This window comes from Dyella thiooxydans (assembly GCF_001641285.1).
Lineage (GTDB): Bacteria > Pseudomonadota > Gammaproteobacteria > Xanthomonadales > Rhodanobacteraceae > Dyella_A > Dyella_A thiooxydans.
In genome coordinates this window covers 2,705,235-2,725,234 of the sequence record NZ_CP014841.1, presented here as the reverse complement: position 1 = coordinate 2,725,234, position 20,000 = coordinate 2,705,235, and the positions used below count along the sequence as shown (strand labels likewise).

At 68.6% G+C, this 20,000-nt stretch carries 17 protein-coding genes; 6 read left to right on the top strand and 11 right to left on the bottom strand.

The genetic code is table 11. The features are described from left to right. Positions 1-11 precede the first annotated feature (11 nt). On the bottom strand, positions 12-950 hold the full coding sequence (locus ATSB10_RS12415) for a complex I NDUFA9 subunit family protein (protein WP_063673103.1): 939 nt from the start codon (positions 948-950) through the stop codon (positions 12-14). Positions 951-969: 19 nt separating this feature from the next. After that, entirely contained in the window at positions 970-3,033 is a 2,064-nt protein-coding gene (locus tag ATSB10_RS12410; protein WP_063673102.1) for a transglycosylase SLT domain-containing protein, read from the bottom strand. Between the two features lie 134 nt (positions 3,034-3,167). Between ATSB10_RS12410 and ATSB10_RS12405 the strand changes: the two genes are divergently transcribed. Continuing rightward, positions 3,168-4,760 carry a glycoside hydrolase family 17 protein gene (locus ATSB10_RS12405; RefSeq protein ID WP_063673101.1) on the top strand — a complete coding sequence of 531 codons (1,593 nt, stop codon included), beginning with the start codon at positions 3,168-3,170 and terminating at the stop codon, positions 4,758-4,760. Here the strand turns inward: ATSB10_RS12405 and ATSB10_RS12400 are convergent. The 5 genes from ATSB10_RS12400 to ATSB10_RS12380 form a co-directional block, all read right to left on the bottom strand. Further along, on the bottom strand, positions 4,680-5,099 hold the full coding sequence (locus ATSB10_RS12400; protein WP_063673100.1) for a hypothetical protein: 420 nt from the start codon (positions 5,097-5,099) through the stop codon (positions 4,680-4,682). The genes ATSB10_RS12405 and ATSB10_RS12400 overlap by 81 nt on opposite strands. Next, a complete protein-coding gene (locus tag ATSB10_RS12395; protein ID WP_063674480.1) occupies positions 5,099-5,899 on the bottom strand; it encodes an endonuclease/exonuclease/phosphatase family protein in 801 nt (266 codons plus the stop codon). The genes ATSB10_RS12400 and ATSB10_RS12395 overlap by 1 nt, the downstream gene beginning before the upstream one ends. A gap of 100 nt (positions 5,900-5,999) precedes the next feature. Continuing rightward, on the bottom strand, positions 6,000-6,656 hold the full coding sequence (locus tag ATSB10_RS12390; protein WP_063673099.1) for a thiol:disulfide interchange protein DsbA/DsbL: 657 nt from the start codon (positions 6,654-6,656) through the stop codon (positions 6,000-6,002). A 67-nt stretch (positions 6,657-6,723) separates the two neighbouring features. Next, positions 6,724-7,602, bottom strand: a complete 879-nt coding sequence (locus tag ATSB10_RS12385) for a thiol:disulfide interchange protein DsbA/DsbL (protein ID WP_063673098.1) — start codon at positions 7,600-7,602, stop codon at positions 6,724-6,726. Positions 7,603-7,688: 86 nt separating this feature from the next. After that, positions 7,689-8,456 carry a c-type cytochrome gene (locus ATSB10_RS12380; protein WP_063673097.1) on the bottom strand — a complete coding sequence of 256 codons (768 nt, stop codon included), beginning with the start codon at positions 8,454-8,456 and terminating at the stop codon, positions 7,689-7,691. A 117-nt stretch (positions 8,457-8,573) separates the two neighbouring features. Here ATSB10_RS12380 and yihA point away from each other — a divergent pair, with 117 nt between their 5' ends. Next, entirely contained in the window at positions 8,574-9,212 is a 639-nt protein-coding gene (gene yihA / locus ATSB10_RS12375; RefSeq protein WP_063674479.1) for a ribosome biogenesis GTP-binding protein YihA/YsxC, read from the top strand. A gap of 15 nt (positions 9,213-9,227) precedes the next feature. Here yihA and ATSB10_RS12370 read toward each other — a convergent pair whose 3' ends face one another. After that, positions 9,228-9,719, bottom strand: a complete 492-nt coding sequence (locus ATSB10_RS12370; RefSeq protein ID WP_063673096.1) for a GAF domain-containing protein — start codon at positions 9,717-9,719, stop codon at positions 9,228-9,230. A 149-nt stretch (positions 9,720-9,868) separates the two neighbouring features. Between ATSB10_RS12370 and bioD the strand changes: the two genes are divergently transcribed. The 3 genes from bioD (at position 9,869) to dcp (ending at position 13,274) form a co-directional block, all read left to right on the top strand. Next, positions 9,869-10,552 carry a dethiobiotin synthase gene (gene bioD / locus ATSB10_RS12365; protein WP_063673095.1) on the top strand — a complete coding sequence of 228 codons (684 nt, stop codon included), beginning with the start codon at positions 9,869-9,871 and terminating at the stop codon, positions 10,550-10,552. A gap of 61 nt (positions 10,553-10,613) precedes the next feature. Continuing rightward, entirely contained in the window at positions 10,614-10,967 is a 354-nt protein-coding gene (locus tag ATSB10_RS12360; protein ID WP_083966205.1) for a hypothetical protein, read from the top strand. A 102-nt stretch (positions 10,968-11,069) separates the two neighbouring features. Continuing rightward, entirely contained in the window at positions 11,070-13,274 is a 2,205-nt protein-coding gene (dcp, locus tag ATSB10_RS12355; protein ID WP_063673094.1) for a peptidyl-dipeptidase Dcp, read from the top strand. Positions 13,275-13,996: 722 nt separating this feature from the next. Here dcp and ATSB10_RS12350 read toward each other — a convergent pair. From ATSB10_RS12350 to trxA, 3 genes are all read right to left on the bottom strand, one after another. Then, positions 13,997-15,364, bottom strand: coding sequence for a glutamate--cysteine ligase (locus ATSB10_RS12350; RefSeq protein ID WP_063673093.1), 1,368 nt, complete (start codon positions 15,362-15,364; stop codon positions 13,997-13,999). 216 nt (positions 15,365-15,580) lie between these two features. Continuing rightward, the gene (gene rho, locus ATSB10_RS12345; protein WP_063673092.1) at positions 15,581-17,362 is read right to left on the bottom strand and encodes a transcription termination factor Rho; all 1,782 of its coding nucleotides are present in this window, start codon (positions 17,360-17,362) and stop codon (positions 15,581-15,583) included. A 151-nt stretch (positions 17,363-17,513) separates the two neighbouring features. Then, on the bottom strand, positions 17,514-17,840 hold the full coding sequence (gene trxA / locus ATSB10_RS12340) for a thioredoxin TrxA (RefSeq protein WP_017463719.1): 327 nt from the start codon (positions 17,838-17,840) through the stop codon (positions 17,514-17,516). A gap of 426 nt (positions 17,841-18,266) precedes the next feature. Between trxA and ATSB10_RS12335 the strand changes: the two genes are divergently transcribed. Further along, positions 18,267-19,997: a DEAD/DEAH box helicase gene (locus ATSB10_RS12335; RefSeq protein WP_063673091.1), complete on the top strand. Its 1,731-nt coding sequence runs from the start codon at positions 18,267-18,269 to the stop codon at positions 19,995-19,997. Positions 19,998-20,000 lie beyond the last annotated feature (3 nt).

Sequence of the window (20,000 nt, the reverse complement as noted above, 5' to 3'; positions counted from 1 at the left end):
CGCGGCGGTGCTCAGCGCGCGTGGCGGCGGGCAGCGTCCAGCCGCCGCTGCCGCGGCAGGCCGCCGACCAGTCGCGGCAGCCAGGGCGTGAACGGCTGCGGCACGATGCCCAGCGCGGCGTAGCCATCGGTCTTGCCGACCGAGTCGGTGCGCAGCGAACGGAAATTGTCCAGCGAGAACGGCTTGCCCGGCAGCAGCTCGGCCACCTGCGCCTGCAGCCGGCCCAGCGCATCCGGCAGCGGCAGTATCCGTGTGTGCAGGCCGGCCGCATCGCGGATGGCGGCGACAATCGCACCCAGCGTGAGCACTTCCGGTCCGTACAGTTCGAAGCTGCGCGGGTACGACGGCGCTTCGCCGGCGACGCAGCGCGCGATCGCCTCGACCACGTCGCCGACCCAGGTGGGCGCCATCTTCGCCTGCACGCGGGCCAGCGGCAGCACCGGCGTCATCTTCAGGATCTTCGCGAAGCGACCGACCAGGCCGTCGCCGTCGCCGAAGATCACGCTGGGCTGGTAGATCGTCCAGTCCAGCCCGGACTGGCGCACCCGCGCCTCGGCTTCGCCGCGGGTCTTCAGGTACTCGCTCAGCCCCTGGCCCGCCTTGAGCGAGCTCATCTGATGCAGGCGTGCCACGCCGGCCGCACGGCAGGCTTCGATTACCTTGCCGGTCAGTTCCACGTGCACGCGCTGGAAGGTCTGGCGCCCCTGGCTGTTGAGGATGCCGACCAGGTTGATGACCGCATCGGCACCGGCGAACGCGGCCCGCAATCGGTCCATATCGTGCACGTCGGCATTCACCAGTCGCACGCCCGGCGTCACGGCGAGCGCACGGTGCTGTTCCCGATTGCGCGTCAGCACGGTGATGCGGTGACCGTCACGGGCGAGCCGGGGAAGCAGGTGGCTGCCGACGAAGCCGGTGCCTCCGAGAACGACAAGGGCCTGGACGGTCATGCGGGAGTTCCTCGAATGATCAGGATGAGCCGGGGCTGGGCGGTGTCGCGACCGTGGCGCCATCGGCCGGCGACTCCGCCGTCGCGGTGGCCGGACAACTGACCGGTTTGCGCACCGTACCGGGGCCGGGCGGTACGTAAGCCTGGCCGATCGGCGTCATCCGCGCATCCAGCGGTACCGCGCGACCGGTCAGTCGCCAGTCGTAGATCACGCTGAATGCCATCACCCGCGCCACGTACTCACGGGTCTCCTTGTACGGAATGGTGGCGGTGAACAGATCCGGCGGCAGCGTGCCGCGCTGGTCCAGCCACTGGTCGACCTTCACCGGGCCGGCGTTGTAGGCCGCGCTGGCCAGCCAGGGGGCGCCGTTGAAGCGTTGCGCCATCTGTGCGAGGTAGCGCGTGCCCAGCTGCACGTTGGTCGTCGGGTCGTACAGCGAATCGCCGCCGGCCCAGGGCAGGCCGTAGTCGCGGGCGACCTGCGCGCCGGTGGCCGGCAGCAGTTGCATCAGGCCCCGCGCGTCGGCACCGGAGCGGGCGTCGCTCATCCACGCGCTCTCGGCGCGGGCGATTGCATACGCCCAGGCCGGATCGATACCGGCCTGCGAGGCCTGCTCGACCATGTGGTCCTGGCGCGCCAGCGGGAAGCGCAGGTCGTAAAGGCGCAGCGCGTCGCCGCTGGAGAAGGTGAACACCGCACGGTCGTACCAGCCTCGCTGGTTGGCCAGCAGGGCCGCTTCGCGCCGGGTCGCCACGCTGCTGCCGGCCAGCGCGCGCGCCCATTCGCGGCGCGCATCGCGGGGCAGGCCCACGGCGTACAGCTCGAACGCGCGCTGCATGCCGGGCTCGGCGAGCAGGCTGCGGGCGATCGCCGGGTCGTCACCGATCGAATCCGGACAGATCGCGTAGGGGCTGTTGCTGCGGTCGGCAGCGAGAAAGCCGAAATAGGTCGGCTCGGAGGCCAGCTCCGCGTACAGGGCATCGGCCTGGCGGGTGTGTCCCAGCGCAGCCAGCGCGCGCGCCTTGAAGTAGTCCCATTCGCCATCCTGGCGCTGGTCCGGCGCCAGCGCGTCGATCGCCTGCAGCACCGCGCGCCAGTCCTGCCGGGCCAATGCCACGCGCACGCGCCACTCGCGGGTGGCGTCGGTCTGTGCATCGACCGGCAGCTCGCGCAGTCGCTGCAGCGAGTGCTCGTCGAAGTCGGTGGCGTGGAACAGGGCCAGGGTGGCCAGCACGTCGTCGCGTTGCGACTGGCTGAAATGGAAGCGCCGCTGCAGATGCAGCCAGCCGGCATCGGCCGCGTTGGTATCGCGCCGCGCCAACCGGCGCAGGGCCAGCGCCGCCGCCTCGCGATGACGTGGCGTGTCCGGCCAGTGCATGGCTTCCTTCACCGCCGTGGCAGGGTCGCGCAGGGCCAGCGCAAGGCGTTGTGCCGCGGTGGCATCACGCGGCGGCAGCCAGGCCGCCAGCGATGCGATGGTGCCGCCGGCGCCCGCCGCCACCGCGCGATCGATCCGCGCCCATAGCCGGGTCGGCGTGAGCAGGCCGCCATCGTGCGCGGCCTGCAACACCGGCTCGCAGGCATTCGGCAGCGAGGCTTTCTGCCACAGCGCGGCGAGGTCCTTGTCGAAGTCCAGGCGATGCCCCTGCGCCATCCGCGCCTGCAGCTCGTCGCAGGCCAGGGCGTCGCCCAGGCCGTCCCGGTACAGCGCCATGAAGCCGGTCCAGTCCTGCCGGCGCGCCAGTTCGCCAAGGTAGGCGCGGCGCAGGTCGTCGGCGGGAATCAGGCCGGGGTAGCGCTTGAGGTAGTCCTGCACGCGGGCGGTGTCGAGCTGTTGCAGGTCATGCTCGAGGGCAGCCGCTTCGAGATAGGGGTACAGCACGTACTGTTGCAGTCCCCGTGCCTGCGCGCGCCAGGCATCGCCGCCGAGCTGGGCAGTCGCATAAGCCTGCTTGAACGCCTCGCGTTCGGTGTCGGCATTCGGTGCCGCATCGCTGCTCCCGGCGGCGGCGAGGAGCAGGATCAGGGCGGCAAGGCGGGGAACGAGGCGGAACGGGCGCGACGGGGGACGGGCGGCGTGCATTGGATCTCCTGCGTGCAACGTTTCGAGTGTAGTGGAGCGCTTGCCAACGGCAGCCAACAGCGTGACGGGGCACTCGCGATGAGCGCGTGCATGGCGCTGATACACTCGCGCGCTCGCCCCTCTCCCGGATCGTCATGACCTCCGCGACCACGTCTTCGACGCGCCCGCACTGGCCGGTCTGGCTGGGGCTCTGGCTCGCCGCCGCGATGGGCCTGTGGTGGTGGTGGGCGGCCGGTCGGCCGGTGGCGCTGCCGGATGCGCCGTCCGCGCGCATCGCCTGCGTGTCCTACTCGCCGTATCGCCGCGAGGGGCAGACGCCGTATGACCCGGCGACCTTCATCTCGCCGCAGCAGATCGATGCCGACCTGCGGGCGCTGTCGCGCCGCTTCGACTGCGTGCGCACCTATTCCGAAGGCCAGGGCCTGGATGCCGTGCCGGCGATCGCCGGGCGCTACGGCATGAAGGTGCTGCTGGGCGTATGGATCGGTCGCGATCCCGCGGCCAACGAACGGGAGATCGCCCTGGCCGCGGCTGCGGCACGAGCCCATCCGGAGGTGTTGCGCGGGGTCATCGTCGGCAACGAGGTGCTGCTGCGCGGCGAGCAGTCGTCCGCGGCGCTGGCCGGCTACCTGCGCCAGGCGCGGGCGGTACTTCCGCCGGCCGTGCCGGTGACCTATGCCGATGTGTGGGAGTTCTGGCTGCGCCATCCGGAACTGGCCAGCTCGGTCGACTACATCACTATCCACGTGCTGCCTTACTGGGAGGACGATCCGGTACCGCCGGAGCGTGCCGTGCAGCATGTGGCCGACGTGTATGCACGGGTGCGCGCGGCGTTTCCCGGCAAGCCGGTGATGATCGGCGAAACCGGCTGGCCCAGTGCCGGCCGGCCTCGCGAGGCGGCCACGGCGAGCCTGGTCAACGAGGCGCGTTACCTGCGCGAATTCCTGCGCTATGCCGCCACGGTGCAGATGCCGTACAACGTGATCGAGGCTTTCGACCAGGCCTGGAAGCGCGAGCAGGAAGGCACGGTCGGCGGCTACTGGGGCATCTTCGACGCCCACGCACGGCCGAAATTTCCGATGCAGGGGCCGGTGACCGAGATCCCGCGCTGGTGGCTGGGCCCTCTGGCGGGGCTGGCGATGGCCGGACTGTTCGTCATGGTCGGCGGCTCGAGGCGCAACTGGCGCGGGGGGCGGGGCTGGCTGGCCCTGACCGGCGCGGGGCTCGGATCCGGCACGGCGCTGGCGTGGCAGGTAAGGCAGATGATCTATGCCTGTGGTCCCTGGTGGGAGTGGGCGGTCAGCCTCGGCGCCTGTCTGCTGGCGCTGGGCACCGCACTGGTGCTGGCCCGTGCACTGGCGGCATGGCTGGCCGGCGCGACGGCGCTACCAGCGGGCGCGCATCTGCGCTTCGGCTGGTTGTTCGCGCTGGCTTATTACGGCCTGCTGCTGGTGTTCGACGGCCGCTATCGCGACTTTCCGCTTGGCCTGTTTGCCCTGCCCGCGGTGGGCTACGCCCTGCTTGCGCTGCTCGGTCGTGCGGCGCAGGCCCCGTCCACGCGCGAGGAACGGTTCCTGGGAATGCTGCTGCTGGTGCTCGGGGCGGTGGTGCTGGTGCAGGAGCTGGGGCTCAGTCCAGTGGCCTGGTTATGGTTCGCTCTGAACATCCTGCTGGCCGCGCCGGGCTGGTTCGGCCGCCCACGCCGGATCGTTCACCCGCACCAGTAGCAGGGCGCCGACCAGCAGGGCCAGCGCGCCACTCTCGTAGCAGTAGAGCTCGATCGCCAGCAGGCCCAGCGAAGCGGCGAGGGCCGCACTCCAGCGGCGCCGGTACAGCAGGGCGAGAGCTGCCGCGAGGAGCGCCGCTGCACCGTAAACATCATGCAGGAAGCCCTGTACGACCAGGTCGCGCAAGCCGCACCAGGCCGGCGCCGCCGGGCCGCCGGCGGCACATCGGTCGCCCAGTCCGGGCGGTTCGACCAGGCCGTAGCGCAGCGCAGCGGCGATCGCGCCGGCCAGCAGGACGACGATCCAGGCGAGGGCGGCCCGACTCCGCTGGCCGCGCATCAGCGTCGCACCCTCTGCAGCCGAGGCGCCACATGCGCGGGCAGACGCACCTCGGCGGCGATGGGCAGGTGGTCGGAGAACGCCTGCGGCAGCGTCCAGACCTTGTCGAGGTGGATGTCGGCGGAGGTGAGAATGTGGTCGAGCGCCCGCCGCGGCTTCCAGCTGGGGAAGGTGGGCGTTGGCTGCTCCGGTGGCTGCAGACGGCACTTGGCGAACAGGTGCTGCATTTCCGTGCTGTGTGCCTCGGTGTTGAGGTCGCCCATCAGCACCGCGTGCGGGAAATCGGCCAGCAGTTCGCCGATGAAGGCCAACTGCCTGGCACGGGCCGGGGCGCTGAGCGAGAGATGCGCGATCATCACGGCGAGCGCATCGTCGCCTTCGCCGAAGCGCGCCAGCATGGCGCCGCGACCGGGGATGCGGCTGGGCAGCGGGTAGTCGTAGACGCTGTGCGGCTCCATCCGGCTGATCAGTCCGTTGGCCGAATGCGCGAGCTTGGCCACCGGACGGTTCGGCTGGTGGCTCCAGAACGGCATGCCGGCGGTCTCGGCGAGGTAGCGCGTCTGGTTGAGGAAGCCCGATCGCAGGCTGCCTGCGTCGGCTTCCTGCAGGCCGATCACGTCGAACTGCGGCAGCAGTTCGGCGAGGCGGTCGAGGTTGTCCAGCTTGCTGCGGCCGGGCAGCACCGCATTGATGCTGCGGGTGACGTATTCACGGTACTTCTGCACGCTGCCGCCCGCGAGGATGTTGCAGCTGAGCAGCCGCAGGCGACGCTCGGGAGCAGGAGGGGCGGATCCGGTCATGGCGGGGTCGGGCATCGCGGCGGCAGGGAAAACGGGCGACAGCATGCCGCGCGCCGCGTGAACGCCGCGGCAGCCGTTCGGCGGCTGCCGCGATTCATGCCTACTTGGCGGACAGTTCGCGCTTGGCCAGCCACTGGGTGAGGGCCACCAGCTGGTCGTAGTTGTGCACGTCGGCGCTGCGGTACTTGCCATCCACCACGATGGTCGGCGTGCCGGTGACGCCCCATTTCTGGATCAGCGCCAGGTCGCTCTTCATCTGCTGCGTGACCGCATCCGACGTCGCGATGCGCAGGAACTCATCGCGGTTCACACCCTCGCGGGCGTAGAAGTCGGCCAGTTCGTCCAGTGTGTTCATCGGGTAGTGCTGGTCGAACTTCTCCTTGAAAAGCTCCAGGTGGGTCTTGTCGACCACGCCCAGCTTCTTCGCCGCGTAGAAGGCGCGCGCGAACGGCAGCCATTCGGCGCTGAACGGCGCCGGCACCAGCTTGAACACCACGCCCTTGGGCAGCGCCTGGCGCAGCTTCTCGGCATAGGGGGCGAAGTGGTCGCAGTGGATGCAGCCGTAGGAGAACACCTCGACCACTTCGACCTTGCCCTCCGGGCTGTAGCGCTGCGCCGGGCCGGGGATCGTGGCGTACTCGACGCCGTCGGTGTACGGCGCCGACGGATCCTGGCCCGACCCGGCCGAGCAGGCGGTGGCCAGCAGCAGGCCGCCGACCAGGGCGAACAGTCGGACACGGGAAAGGTGCTTGAGCATGGAAGGACTCCGCAACGGAACAGGAACAGGCAAGACCGCGCCGGGCGCGAAAGGTGCCACGTAGGACTTACTTGCCAGCCGCTTCCTTGGCCACCAGGTACTTCGCCAGTTCGACCATCTGCGCGTAGCCGCCGGCGGCGCGCAGGTCGATGCGGTACTTGCCGTCGATCACGATGGTCGGCGTGCCTTCCACGCCGTAGGCCTTCACCAGCTCGTCGGCGCGCTTGACCTGGGTGTTGATGCTGAAGGAGTTGGCCACTGCCAGGAATTCCTTCGGGTCGGCGCCGTACTTCGCGTAGAACTTCGCCGCATCCGCCAGCGTGGGCAGCTCGGACATCGGCTTCAGGCCCTGGCCGCTGGCGCTCTCGGAGCTGAGCTCCTTGGTCTTCCATACCGCGTCGTACATCGCGTCATTGGCCTTGTCGGCCACGCCCAGCGCCTGCGCGGTGAGGAACGCGCGCTGGAACATCGGGAAGTTCTCCTGCGGCATGAACGATACCGGCAGGTAGGCCATCACCGCATCGGAGGGCAGGCTCTTGGCCAGCTGGTCGACCATCGGGTGAAAGGCATTGCACGAGGGGCAGGCATAGGAGAACACCTCGGCCACCTCGATCTTGTCGGTGTTGGAGACCTTCGGCTGCGCCGGCTCGATGCGGAAGTAGCTCTTGCCTTCCACCCACTTCGGATCCTCGACGAAAGCGCTGGCTTTCGCCGGAGCGGCAGGCGCGGCAGCCGTAGTGGCGGCGGAGGCGGGCGCGCTGGCCGCGGGTGCCGGGGTCGCTGCTGCGCTGCCGGTGGTGGCCGGTGTCGTCGCCGGTGCCGAGGTGGCAGGCGCCGCGGTCGGCGCGGGAGCGGAGGAGGTCGCCGGCGTGCTGCTGTCGTTGGAATGGCCGCAGGCAGCCAGGGCGAGCAGGGCGGTACACAGGAACGGCAGACGCTTCAGCATGGGGATGTCCTTCTGATCAACAGCGGGGCGCAAAAAATCGCGAGCTGGAAACGATCACGCCGACCCGGGGGTCGGCGTGACGGGGATCACGGAGCCGAGGTGGCTGCCGTGTCGCCGGCATCTACAGGGTGCAGGCCCTCGATGTAGCTGGCCAGCGCCGTGATGTCCTTGGCATCGAGCTTCTTCGCGATCGCCGGCATGATCTGCGCGTGGGCGTCGGTACCCCAGACAGTGCCGTCGTGCCAGGACTTCAGCGTGGCCTCGACGTACTGCGAGTGCTGGCCGGCGAGCTGCGGGTAGATCGCGCCGGGGTTGCCGCGGCCGTCGATCAGGTGGCAGGCCATGCAGGCGGGAATGCCGCGGGTTGGATCGCCCTCGCGATACAGCGTCTCGCCCTGCTTGACCACCGCATCGTCGGCGACGCCCGGACGCACGGTCTGGGACGCGAAGTAGGCGCCGATGTCGTGCATGTCCTGCTCGGACAGCGGCGTGGCCATGCCGAGCATGATCGGGTTCTGGCGCTTGCCCGCCTTGAAGCTGGTCAGCTGGCGCGCGATGTACGACTCGTGCTGGCCGGCCAGCTTCGGGTATTGCGGATCGGCGGAGTTGCCGTCCATGCCGTGGCAGGCGCCGCAGACGGCGGCCTTGCCCTGGCCCGCAGTGGCGTCACCGGGCTTCACCTCGGCGCTGGCCGCCGGAGCGGAGGCCGGGGCGCTGGCCGCTGCCGGAGCGGCGCTCGCCGCAGTGGCGGGCTTGGCTTCCTGGGCGGTCACCGCACTGGCAGACAGCGCGAATATGAGGGCAGCAGTCGCCCCAAGCACAGCGTGCCGAAAATCGGCGAGCCGAAAACTCATACACTTGTCTCCCGAAAGACCTTGCAGATACTGCCGCCAAGCCAGCCGCGCCTCGCGCGCGACAGGCAGAAACTGCAGGATTATCCCCGTGGCACCCTGACCGGTCAAACCGCTCCCATGTCCCCTAATCCGCTCCAGGGCGCGCAGTTCACGCTCGCCGCCCATCGTTTCCGTCAACTGCCTGCCGACCAGGGGGCCGAGGTGGCGTTCGCCGGCCGCTCCAACGCCGGCAAGTCCAGTGCACTCAACGCGTTGACCGGTCACCGCGGCCTGGCCCGCACCTCCAAGACACCTGGCCGTACCCAGCAGATGGTGTCGTTCGCGCTACCGCCGCTGGCGCAGGGCGAGGGCGAGCCGCCGCTGGAGGCGCGGCTGATCGACCTGCCGGGCTACGGCTACGCCAAGGTGCCGGAGGAGCTGCGCGAGCACTGGAAGCTGGAGATCGACGCCTACCTGCACCACCGCGCCAGCCTGCGCGGCGTGGTGCTGATCGCCGATATCCGCCATCCGCTGAAGGAGTTCGACCGGATGATGCTGGAGTTCTGCTTCACCACCGGGCTGCCGTGCCATCTGCTGCTGACCAAGGCCGACAAGTTGTCGCGTGGACAGGCGACGCAGGCGCTGGCGGCGATGCGCAAGAGCTTTCGCGATGGCCTGCACGCCACCGCGCAGGTGTTCTCCTCCACCGCCGGTACCGGTGTGGAAGAGGCGCGCACACGCGTGGTCGAGCTGCTGCGGACGCCGCGCGAGCGCTGATGCCCGGCCGGGTGCTCAGGCGTCGACGGCTTGCATGAACAGCGCGCACAGCGCCTCCATGCCGGCGCGATCCTCGTCGTCGAAGCGGCCGCTGAGCGGGCTGTCCACGTCCCACACGCCGAGCAGGGTGCCGTCCGCCTTCACCAGTGGCACCACGATCTCGGAGTTCGATGCGGCGTCGCAGGCGATGTGGCCCTCGAACGCATGCACGTCGACCACCAGCTGGGTCTGCCGCGTCTGCGCCGCCGTGCCGCATACGCCCCGTCCCAGCGCGATGCGGATGCAGGCCGGCTTGCCCTGGAACGGTCCGACCACCAGCTCGGTGCCGTCGAAGAAGTAGAAGCCGGCCCAGTTGAGATCGGGCAGGCTGTGGAACAGCAGGGCGCTGAAATTGGCGGCGTTGGCGATCAGATCGGGTTCGCCGGCCAGCAGGCCCTCCGCGAGCTCGGCCACTTCGGCGTAAAGCTCGCGTTTGCCGGCGTGCGGATGGGAGGCAACGTGGAACATGGGCGGTCCAGCGGATGGGGGCCGCTTATTATGCGCCGTTCTGTGGTTTCGCCACTGCGTTTACGGCCGGCCATTTCCGGGCGCGCCGGCTTGCCTGGCGCGGCCGGCGCGGAGACCATGCTCGGCTGCTTCGATCGAGGATTCCCGCCATGTCCACGCATGACCGCCTGTTCATTGCCGGCACCGACACCGGCATCGGCAAGACCCACGTGTCGTGCGCCCTGCTGCATGCGTTGCGCGCGGCGGGGCGCGATGCGGTCGGCATGAAGCCGGTCGCCAGTGGCTGCGAGGAGACGCCCGGGGGACTGCGCAACGAGGACGCACTGGCGCTGCAGGCGGCAGGGCCGGCCGATGTGCCGTATGCGGCGATCAATCCGGTCAGTCTGCGGGCGTCGCTGTCACCGCACCTGGCGGCGGCACGCGATGGCGTGACGGTAACGCTGCCGCCGCTCACCGCGGCCTTCGAGCAGTTGCGCGCGCGTCACGCCCCGGTGGTGGTGGAGGGCGTCGGCGGCTGGCTGGTTCCTTTGGCCCCCGGGCTGATGGCGTCCGCCCTGGCCCGGGCGTGGCAGCTGCCGGTGATCCTGGTGGTCGGTCTGCGGTTGGGGTGCCTGAACCACGCGCTGCTCAGCGCGCGGGCGATCGCTGCGGACGGCTGCCGGCTGCTCGGCTGGGTCGGCAACCGCATCGATCCGGCGATGGAAGCCGTCGAAGACAACCTGGCGACGCTGCGGGACCTGATGCCGGCGCCATGCCTGGGCGTCTTGCCGCATGGCGAGTCGGCCGCATCTGCCGCAAGGCATCTGGCCGCTGCGGTCGCCGCGCTGGAATGATCCGGTTGCCGGGCGTGTCATGCTGCGCCCTCCGGCACTCTCCAGCAGAGGAACCGCACCCATGCAGATGCGCAACCACTACTACCTCTCCATCGACGATCTGGCCCATGCCCGTGGGCCCGTGGCCGAGCTTGCCTATGATGGTGTCGGTCCCAACGACTTCGCCACCGCGCTGCGCGAGGCACTGCAGATGCCTGTGCTGTTCGAGCGCTGGCGTGCGATGCAGAGCGCACCGGACGAGGTCGATCCCGCACTGGGCGCGACCGATCCGGCCGCCACGGTGCATGCCACGGTCGACGACGTGCTGCGCGTCGACGTCGACCTGGTGACCTCGCTGCCGATGAGTGTCGTGCGCCATCGCATGAATTTGCTGATCGGCGCGAACTGGACCCTGCGCGACATGCGCGCCGCCTGAGCATGGCGCACCGCCGCTTGGAAGCGGTGGGGCGGACTCGGTAGAGTCGGGGGCTGACGTATCTGTGCGCCTGCCCCAGGGCGCGTCTTCAAGGGAATCCGCATGCTCCGACTCCGAACCCTCGCCATGGCCACCACCATCGCCCTCGCCGCCTGCTCGCAGCACGGCAACGAACCTGCCAAGTCCTCCGCACCGGCTCCCGCGCCGGCCAGCACGGCGCCGGCCAAGGCGGCCAGCACGGCCGGCGTGGCGCCGTTCACGGACGCCAACCCGTTCGCCAAGGCCAGCACGCTGGACTTCCAGGCGCCCCCGTTCGACAAGATCACCGACGCCGACTACCAGCCGGCGATCGAAGAGGGCATGCGCCAGCACCTGGCCGAGATCCAGAAGATCGCGGACAACCCGGAGCCGGCGACCTTCGACAACACCTTCGTGGCGATGGAGAAATCCGGCGCGCTGCTCAGCCGGGTGATGATGGTCTTCAACGGCGTCACCAGCGCCAACACCGACGACACCCTGCAGAAGGTGCAGGAAGACGAAGCGCCGAAGCTGGCCGCCCACGAGGATGCGATCTACCTCAACAGCAAGCTGTTCCAGCGGGTCGAGACCGTCTACAACGAGCGCGCCTCGCTCAAGCTCGATCCGGAGTCGTTGCGACTGGTCGAGGTGGTCTACCGCGATTTCGTGCATCACGGCGCCAAGCTGTCCGATGCCGACAAGGCCAAGCTGAAAGCGCTCAACGAGGAGGAGTCCACCCTCAGCACCAAGTTCACCAATACGCTGCTCGCCGCCACCAAGGACGGCGCGCTGCTGGTGGACGACAAGTCCAAGCTGGCCGGCCTGTCCGAGGGTGACATCGCGGCGGCGGCACAGGCGGCCAAGGCCCGCGGGCTGGATGGCAAGTGGGTGATCGCTCTGCAGAACACCACCCAGCAGCCCGCGCTGCAGGACCTGACCGATCGCGCCACCCGCGAGGCGCTGTTCAAGGCATCCTGGGACCGTGCGGAGAAGGGCAACGCCGACGACACCCGCGCGATCATCGAGCGGCTGGCGCAGATCCGCGCCGAGCAGGCCAAGCTGCTGGGCTTCCCGAGCTACGCGGCGTGGAAGCTCGACGACCAGATGGCCAAGACGCCCGAGCGCGCGATCAAGTTCATGCAGGACCTGGTGCCGGCCGCCACGGCGCGCGCCGAGCGCGAGGCGAAAGACATCCAGGCCGTCATCGACCAGCAGAAGGGTGGCTTCAAGCTGCAGGCCTGGGACTGGGAGCACTACGCCGAGCAGGTGCGCAAGGCCAAGTACGACCTGGACGAGAACCAGATCAAGCCGTACTTCGAGCTCGACAATGTGCTCAAGAACGGCGTCTTCTACGCCGCCAACCAGCTGTACGGGCTGACCTTCAAGGAGCGCAAGGACATCCCGGTGTACCAGCCGGACGTGCGCGTGTTCGAGGTGTTCGACAAGGACGGCAAGTCGCTGGCGCTGTTCTACTGCGACTACTTCAAGCGAGACAACAAGGGCGGCGGCGCCTGGATGGACAACTTCGTCGGCCAGTCGAAGCTGCTCGGCACCAAGCCGGTGATCTACAACGTCGCCAACTTCACCAAGCCGGCGCCGGGCCAGCCCGCGCTGCTGTCCTTCGACGACGTGATCACCATGTTCCACGAGTTCGGTCATGCGCTGCACGGCATGTTCGCCGACGAGGAGTACCCGACGCTCTCCGGCACCAATACTGCGCGCGACTTCGTCGAGTTCCCCTCGCAGTTCAACGAACACTGGGCGACCGATCCGAAGGTGTTCGCGCACTATGCGGTCAACTACAAGACCGGCAAGCCGATGCCGAAGGAGCTGGTCGACAAGATCAAGAAGGCCCGCAACTTCAACAAGGGCTACGACATGACCGAGCTGGTCTCGGCGGCCCTGCTGGACATGGGCTGGCATTCGCTCCCGGCCGACGCGCCGAAGCAGGACGCCGATGCTTTCGAGGCGAAGATCCTCAAGGACGACAAGATCGACCTGAGCTACGTGCCGCCGCGCTACCGCTCCAGCTATTTCCAGCACATCTGGGGCAACGGCTACGCGGCCGGCTACTACGCCTACCTGTGGACCGAGATGCTGGCCGACGACGGCTTCGAGTGGTTCAAGGAGCACGGCGGCCTGACCCGCGCCAACGGCGACCGCTTCCGCGCCATGATCCTGTCCCGCGGCAACACCGAGGATCTGGAGAAGATGTACGAGGCCTGGCGTGGCAAGGCTCCGAGCGTGGAGCCGATGCTGATCGACCGCGGCCTGAAGGATACGCACTGAGCTCCTCAGCCAGTACCGAGTCGATGATGAGGCCCGCCATGTGCGGGCTTCGTCATTTCAGCCAGTCCATGCTCGCGCCGTATGCCGCAGATGGCCAGCGCAGTGGCGAGCACGATGTGATACATACTCGTCGCGGGCGAAGGATACCTGCTGTGAGCGGTGTGCTGTCGTCTCAACAGAGTCGGTTGTTCGTAAGCACGCGATCTCGTCGACGAGCGACCGTGCGGCGCACATCGACACTGGTGGTGGTGTTCACATCATCCTTAAGGAGAAGGTAATGCAGAAAGCACCATTTGCCCTTGGGCTCTTTGTGGCGTCTTGTGCGCTTGGCATGTCAGTGGTTTCACCGCGCGTAGAGGCACAAGCCGCCGGGGTGGCGTTGTCCTGCGGAACGAACGATTGCGAGGCGTCCGCAAGCAGTCCGGGGTCACCAACTCCATTCAAGTACACGTGGTCCTACACGGGGACCGCACATCTCAGTTCACCATTCAGCTGCGATGCGAATGGTCCGCTGGGGCATAAATCCAGTTGCATATTCCACTGCTATTTGCCCTACGAAGATCACATCACGATGCATGTGAGCGTGGCCGATGCCGAGGGAACATATATCGGGGATGCTTCGGCGGCAGCGATATGTGACGGTACGCCCGGTAGCATCTGACCGAACTTTAAAGCTGATGTTTCAGAGGGCGGCCACTCATGGTCGCCCTTTTTGCGTCAACTCAGTACGCGAACTCGCGGAATACCTGGTCCACGCTGCCGCCCCAGACACCGTGGAACAGTTCCAGCTTGCGCTCGGCCGGGGTCTGGCCGGACTCGACGATCTCCAGCAGTGGCTCGAGGAAGGTGCGCTCGTCGGCACCGCCGGCATTCAGCCGGGCGCGGCGCTTCAGGCCATGGGCGGCGATCTTCAGCGTCTCGCGGGCCAGGTCGCGCACGGTGCCGTGGCGGAATGGCAGCTTCAGTGCATGCTTCGGCACGCCGTCGCGCAGGGCGTGGCGTTCGGCCAGCGAGAAATCCTTCACCAGATCCCAGGCCGCGCTCAGGGCCTCGTCGTCGTACAGCAGGCCGACCCATAGCGCGGGCAGGGCGCACAGCCGGCCCCATGGGCCGCCGTCGGCACCGCGCATTTCCAGGTACTGCTTGAGGCGCACTTCGGGGAACGCGGTGGTCAGATGGTCGGCCCAGTCCTTCATCGTGGCGCGGGTGCCGGGGACGGCAGGCAGCTCGCCGGCCATGAAGCGCTTGAAGTCCTGGCCGGCCAGGTCGATGTAGCGGCCGTCCTGGTAGCTGAAGTACATCGGCACGTCGAGGATGTAGTCGACATAGCGTTCGTAGCCGAAGCCGTCCTCGAACACGAAATCGAGCATGCCTGTACGGTCGTTGTCGGTATCGGTCCACACGTGCGAGCGGTAGGAGAGGTAGCCGTTGGGCTGGCCGTCGGTGAACGGCGAGTCGGCGAACAGTGCGGTGGCGATCGGCTGCAGGGCGAGGCTGGTGCGGAATTTCTTCACCATGTCCGCCTCGCTGTCGAAGTCGAGGTTGACCTGCACCGTGCAGGTGCGGGTCATCATGTCCAGGCCGAGCGAGCCGACCTTGGGCATGTACTCGCGCATGATCTTGTAGCGCCCCTTGGGCATCCAGGGCATCTCGTCGCGGCGCCACTTCGGCTGGAAGCCCATGCCGAGGAAGCCCAGGCCCAGCTCGTCGGCTACCGAGCGCACGTCGGCCAGGTGCGAGTTCACCTCGCGGCAGGTCTCGTGGATCGTTTCCAGCGGGGCGCCGGACAGCTCCAGCTGGCCGGCGGGCTCCAGCGTGATCGAGGCCTTGTCGCGCGACAGGGCCACCGGCAGCTCGCCCTCGCGGGCGACCTCCCAGCCGTAACGTGCGGCCAGCCGCTCCAGCAGTACGCGGATGCCGCGGTCGCCCTCGTAGGTCGGCGGCCGCAGGTCATCGGTACGGAAGCCGAACTTCTCGTGCTCGGTGCCGATGCGCCACGCCTCACGCGGTTTCTCCCCGGCGGCGAGGTAATCGACGAGCTGCTGGCGCCCCGTGATCGGGGTGCCCTTGACGGCACTGGGGATGGACACGTGGGAGGACCTTGTCTCGTTCGAAGCAGCGGTTATGGGGACGGTCGCCCGCGCCCCAAGAGGAGCGGAGAGGATAATTGTACGCGATGGTTCAATAGTTCGGCGGACAGGAACTCGCCGGTGCGGCAGGCGTCGGTCCGTATCCGGTTCCGTGCCGGCAAATGCAAAGGGCCGGCTTGCGCCGGCCCTTTGCTGCGTTTGCCTTCCGGAGGAGGCTCAGCGCTTCATCGAGTTGAAGAACTCGTCGTTGGACTTGGTGCTCTTCATCTTGTCGAGCATGAACTCCATCGCGGCCAGCTCGTCCATCGGATGCAGCAGCTTGCGCAGAATCCAGATCTTGGCCAGCAGGTCCGGGTCGATCAGCAGATCCTCGCGGCGGGTGCCGGAGCGGTTGATGTCGATGGCCGGATAGACGCGCTTCTCGGCGATGCGGCGGCTCAGGTGCACCTCCATGTTGCCGGTACCCTTGAACTCCTCGTAGATCACCTCGTCCATCTTCGAGCCGGTGTCGATCAGCGCGGTGGCGATGATGGTCAGGCTGCCGCCTTCCTCGACGTTGCGCGCGGCGCCGAAGAAGCGCTTCGGGCGCTGCAGCGCGTTGGCGTCCACGCCACCGGTGAGCACCTTGCCGGAGCTGGGCACCACGGTGTTGTAGGCGCGGGCCAGGCGGGTGATCGAGTCGAGCAGGATGATCACGTCCTTCTTGTGCTCGACCAGGCGCTTGGCGCGCTCGATCACCATTTCGGCGACCTGCACGTGGCGCACCGCCGGCTCGTCGAACGTCGAGGAGATCACCTCGGCGCGCACGGTGCGGGCGATCTCGGTCACTTCCTCCGGTCGCTCGTCGACCAGCAGGATGATCAGGTGCGCCTCGGGGTGGTTGTACTGGATCGCCTGGGCGATGTTCTGCAGCATCATCGTCTTGCCCGACTTGGGCTGGGAGACGATCAGGCCACGCTGGCCCTTGCCGATCGGCGCGACCAGGTCGAGGATGCGGCCGGTGATGTCCTCGCTCGAACCGTTGCCGCGCTCCAGCTTGTAGGCCTTGCGCGGGAACAGCGGGGTGAGGTTCTCGAACAGCATCTTGTTCTTCGACGCTTCCGGCGGATCGCCGTTGATGTCGTCGACGCGCAGCATGGCGAAGTAGCGCTCGCCTTCCTTCGGATGGCGCACGCGCCCGGTGATGTAGTCGCCGGTGCGCAGGTTGAAGCGGCGGATCTGGCTGGGGCTGACGTAGATGTCGTCGGGACCGGCCAAGTAGCTCTCGTCGGCCGAGCGCAGGAACCCGAAGCCGTCCTGCAGGATCTCCAGCACGCCCTCGGCCCAGATTCCGCCGCCGGCGCGGGCGTGCGCCTTGAGGATGTTGAAGATCACATCCTGGCGACGCTGGCGCGCCACGCCCTCCTGGATGCCCAGCGACTCGGCGAAGGCCAGCAGCTGCGGCGCCTTCATGCGCTTGAGTTCGGTGAGGTTGATCAGGTTGTCGTTGCTGCCGACGTCGCCGGTCTCGTCGTCGTCCATCGGCAGGCCGTTCGGATTGCGCTGGCCGCCTCCCTGGTTGCCGCGCGGTCCGCGCTCGTGGCGCCGGCGCCGGCCGCGGTCGTTGCGATCATTGCGGTCGTTGCGGCGTTCGTTGCCGCCCTGATTGCCGCCGCCTCCCCCATTGCCGCCCCCCTGGGGCGCCTGGCCCTGCGGCTGCCCGCCGCCCTGGGGTGCCGGCGCGGGACTCGCCGCCGGAGTCGCCTGAGACTGCGCCGAAGGGGCGGGGTTCGCCGGTGCCGGGCGATCCACCGGCAGGCTGGCCTGGACCGGCGCCGGAGCGGCCGGGGCCGGTCCGGCCGGTGCGGGCGCGGCCGAAGCCGGCGCGTTTGCCGATGCTTCGGCGACCGCAGACTTGGCGGCCGCGCTCTTGCGTGGTGCACGCTGGCGGGGTTCGCTGGCAGGCCGGTTCTCGGCGCCGTCGGCGTCGTGGGGTGCTTTGCTTTCGATATCAGACACGGGCAAACCTCGTCGGGGCGCCGTTGGTACAGGAAGGAAGGGAGAGCGTCGCGCGGTGCGCGCGGCGGAACGGGACCGTTCCGTGCAGGGCTGGGAATCTAGCACCCGCCGCGCGGCCCCGTAAAGCGCGGCGGCGGGTGTCGGTGGCGCCTCAGAGCGCCTTGTCGATCATCTGGGTCAGCTGGCCCTTGCCGACGGCGCCGATCTGGGTCGCCTCGACCTTGCCGTTCTTGAACATCATCAGGGTGGGGATGCCGCGCACGCCGTAGGTGCGGGGGGTCTGCTGGTTCTGGTCAATGTTCAGCTTGACCACGCGCAGCTTGCCTTCGTACTGCCTGGCCAGCTCGTCCAGCACCGGCGCGATGGCCTTGCACGGGCCGCACCATTCGGCCCAGAAATCCAGCAGGACGGGGGTGTCGGACTTGAGCACTTCCTGCTCGAAAGCGGCGTCGCTGACGTGGGTAATGAGATCGCTCACCGGGGGTTCTCCGAGGGTAGACGGTGGGGTGAGGGCGACCGCGCGGCCTGCATCGGCTACACTGGGGCGCCCATGAAGCGCGGGTCGTTCCGTAATGGGGAAGCTGGATCGCCGTTGCGGCGCATTTCCATTCCAGCCTAACTCGGGGCGCGATTCAAGCGATTCAAGGCACCGGCCAGCGGGTGGTTCCGTTGACATAGGCAAGGGTCTGGCCTCGACCGCCCATCCTTGCCTATGCCAGCGGAGCTGCCGGCCCGGGCCACCCCACGCCGGCGCCCGCCATGGTGCGCAACGGCGCTGCGCGCACCTCAGGTCCGCCCGGCGCCCGCGCCTCCCTCCCGCGCCGTACCACCACCTGTCCCAAGGCCATGCGGCGGCGGGACCGGGCTGGCGCCCCGCGCCGCCCGCCAGAGACTGCTACCCGACATGTCCGAAACCGTTCTCACCGATACCTTCTTCACCAATTTCGATCTGCATCCGCTGCTCAAGCAGGGCCTGGACGAAGCCGGCTTCACCCGCTGCACGCCGATCCAGGAGCTGACCCTGCCGGTCGCCCTGTCCGGCCGCGACGTCGCCGGCCAGGCGCAGACCGGCACCGGCAAGACCTGCGCCTTCCTGGTCGCCATGATGAACCGCCTGCTGACCCAGCCGGCCGCGGCGGACCGCAAGGATTCCGACCCGCGCGCGCTGGTGATCGCGCCGACCCGCGAGCTGGCGATCCAGATCGACAAGGACGCCCGCTCGATCGGCAAGCACACCGGCCTGCGCACCGCGCTGATCTACGGCGGCGTCGACTACGACAAGCAGCGCCAGCAGCTGAAGGACGGCTGCGACATCATCATCGCCACCCCCGGCCGCCTGCTCGACTACTACAAGCAGAACGTGTTCGGCCTGGGCAGCGTTGAGGTGATGGTGATCGACGAGGCCGACCGCATGTTCGACCTCGGCTTCATCAAGGACGTGCGCTACATCTTCCGCCGCCTGCCGTCGCGCGAGCAGCGCCAGGTGCTGCTGTTCTCCGCCACGCTGAGCCACCGCGTGCTGGAGCTGGCCTACGAGCACATGCACGAGGCCGAGAAGCTGGTGGTGGAGACCGACAACGTCACCGCCGACCGCGTGCGCCAGGTCGTCTACTTCCCGGCCAAGGAAGAGAAGATGCCGCTGCTGCTCAACCTGCTTGAGCGCACGCAGGCCGAGCGCAGCATCGTGTTCGTCAACACCAAGGCCGCGGCCGAGCGCATCACCGACCGGCTCAAGCGCCAGGGCTACCGCGTCGGCGCGCTGTCCGGTGACGTGCCGCAGCTGAAGCGCCAGAAGCTGCTGCAGAGGTTCCAGGACAGCCAGCTTGACATCTTGGTGTGCACCGACGTGGCCGCCCGTGGCCTGCACATCCCGGCGGTCAGCCATGTGTTCAACTACGACCTGCCGCAGGACGCCGAGGACTACGTGCACCGCATCGGGCGTACGGCGCGCCTGGGTGCCGAAGGCGACGCGATCAGCTTCGCCTGCGACCTGTACGCGATGAGCCTGCCGGACATCGAGACCTACATCGGCCAGAAGATCCCGGTGGCCACGGTGGAGCCGGAGCTGCTGGTGATGCCCAAGCCGAAGGAAGTCGACGCCCAGTTCGCCGCCGATGCCGCGGCCGACAGCGCTGCGTTCGGCGATCGGGTGGAGTCGCGAGACGGTGACAAGCGGTCTTCGCAGAACGGCCGTGGTGGCCGTCGCGAGGGTGGTCGCGGCGAGAGCCGCGGGCCGCGTCCGCCGCGGCAGGCACGGCCGGCAGTCGAGGCGCCGGTCGCGGACGAAGTGCAGGCCCCGGCCGATGCCCAGCCGGCCACCGCTCCGGACGGCACGCCGACCGATGCCAACGGTGCGCCGCGCAAGCGTCGGCGCCGGCGCGGAGGCCGCAACCGGCGTCGCGATGGCGAGGCAGCGGGAGCCGAAGCCGTGCCGGCCGCGGCGACTTCGAAGCCGGGCGCCGGCGGTCATGCCGAGCGCGGCAACCGTCGTCCGCCGCGCGAGCGGCACGGCAACGAATCCACGCCCCGCCCGTCGCGCCAGGTGGCGCTGCAGTCGGGAGTGGCAAGCGAGACGCCGTCGCAGAAGAAGCCCGGCTTTTTCCGGCGCCTGACCCGGTTGTTCACTGGCCGCTGAGCG

Bases quoted from the DNA above. Each gene is read 5' to 3' on its own strand.
- ATSB10_RS12415 (WP_063673103.1), bottom strand. From the start codon at position 950: ATGACCGTCCAGGCCCTTGTCGTTCTCGGAGGCACCGGCTTCGTCGGC.
- ATSB10_RS12410 (WP_063673102.1), bottom strand. From the start codon at position 3,033: ATGCACGCCGCCCGTCCCCCGTCGCGCCCGTTCCGCCTCGTTCCCCGC.
- ATSB10_RS12405 (WP_063673101.1), top strand. From the start codon at position 3,168: ATGACCTCCGCGACCACGTCTTCGACGCGCCCGCACTGGCCGGTCTGG.
- ATSB10_RS12400 (WP_063673100.1), bottom strand. From the start codon at position 5,099: ATGCGCGGCCAGCGGAGTCGGGCCGCCCTCGCCTGGATCGTCGTCCTG.
- ATSB10_RS12395 (WP_063674480.1), bottom strand. From the start codon at position 5,899: ATGACCGGATCCGCCCCTCCTGCTCCCGAGCGTCGCCTGCGGCTGCTC.
- ATSB10_RS12390 (WP_063673099.1), bottom strand. From the start codon at position 6,656: ATGCTCAAGCACCTTTCCCGTGTCCGACTGTTCGCCCTGGTCGGCGGC.
- ATSB10_RS12385 (WP_063673098.1), bottom strand. From the start codon at position 7,602: ATGCTGAAGCGTCTGCCGTTCCTGTGTACCGCCCTGCTCGCCCTGGCT.
- ATSB10_RS12380 (WP_063673097.1), bottom strand. From the start codon at position 8,456: ATGAGTTTTCGGCTCGCCGATTTTCGGCACGCTGTGCTTGGGGCGACT.
- yihA (WP_063674479.1), top strand. From the start codon at position 8,574: ATGTCCCCTAATCCGCTCCAGGGCGCGCAGTTCACGCTCGCCGCCCAT.
- ATSB10_RS12370 (WP_063673096.1), bottom strand. From the start codon at position 9,719: ATGTTCCACGTTGCCTCCCATCCGCACGCCGGCAAACGCGAGCTTTAC.
- bioD (WP_063673095.1), top strand. From the start codon at position 9,869: ATGTCCACGCATGACCGCCTGTTCATTGCCGGCACCGACACCGGCATC.
- ATSB10_RS12360 (WP_083966205.1), top strand. From the start codon at position 10,614: ATGCAGATGCGCAACCACTACTACCTCTCCATCGACGATCTGGCCCAT.
- dcp (WP_063673094.1), top strand. From the start codon at position 11,070: ATGCTCCGACTCCGAACCCTCGCCATGGCCACCACCATCGCCCTCGCC.
- ATSB10_RS12335 (WP_063673091.1), top strand. From the start codon at position 18,267: ATGTCCGAAACCGTTCTCACCGATACCTTCTTCACCAATTTCGATCTG.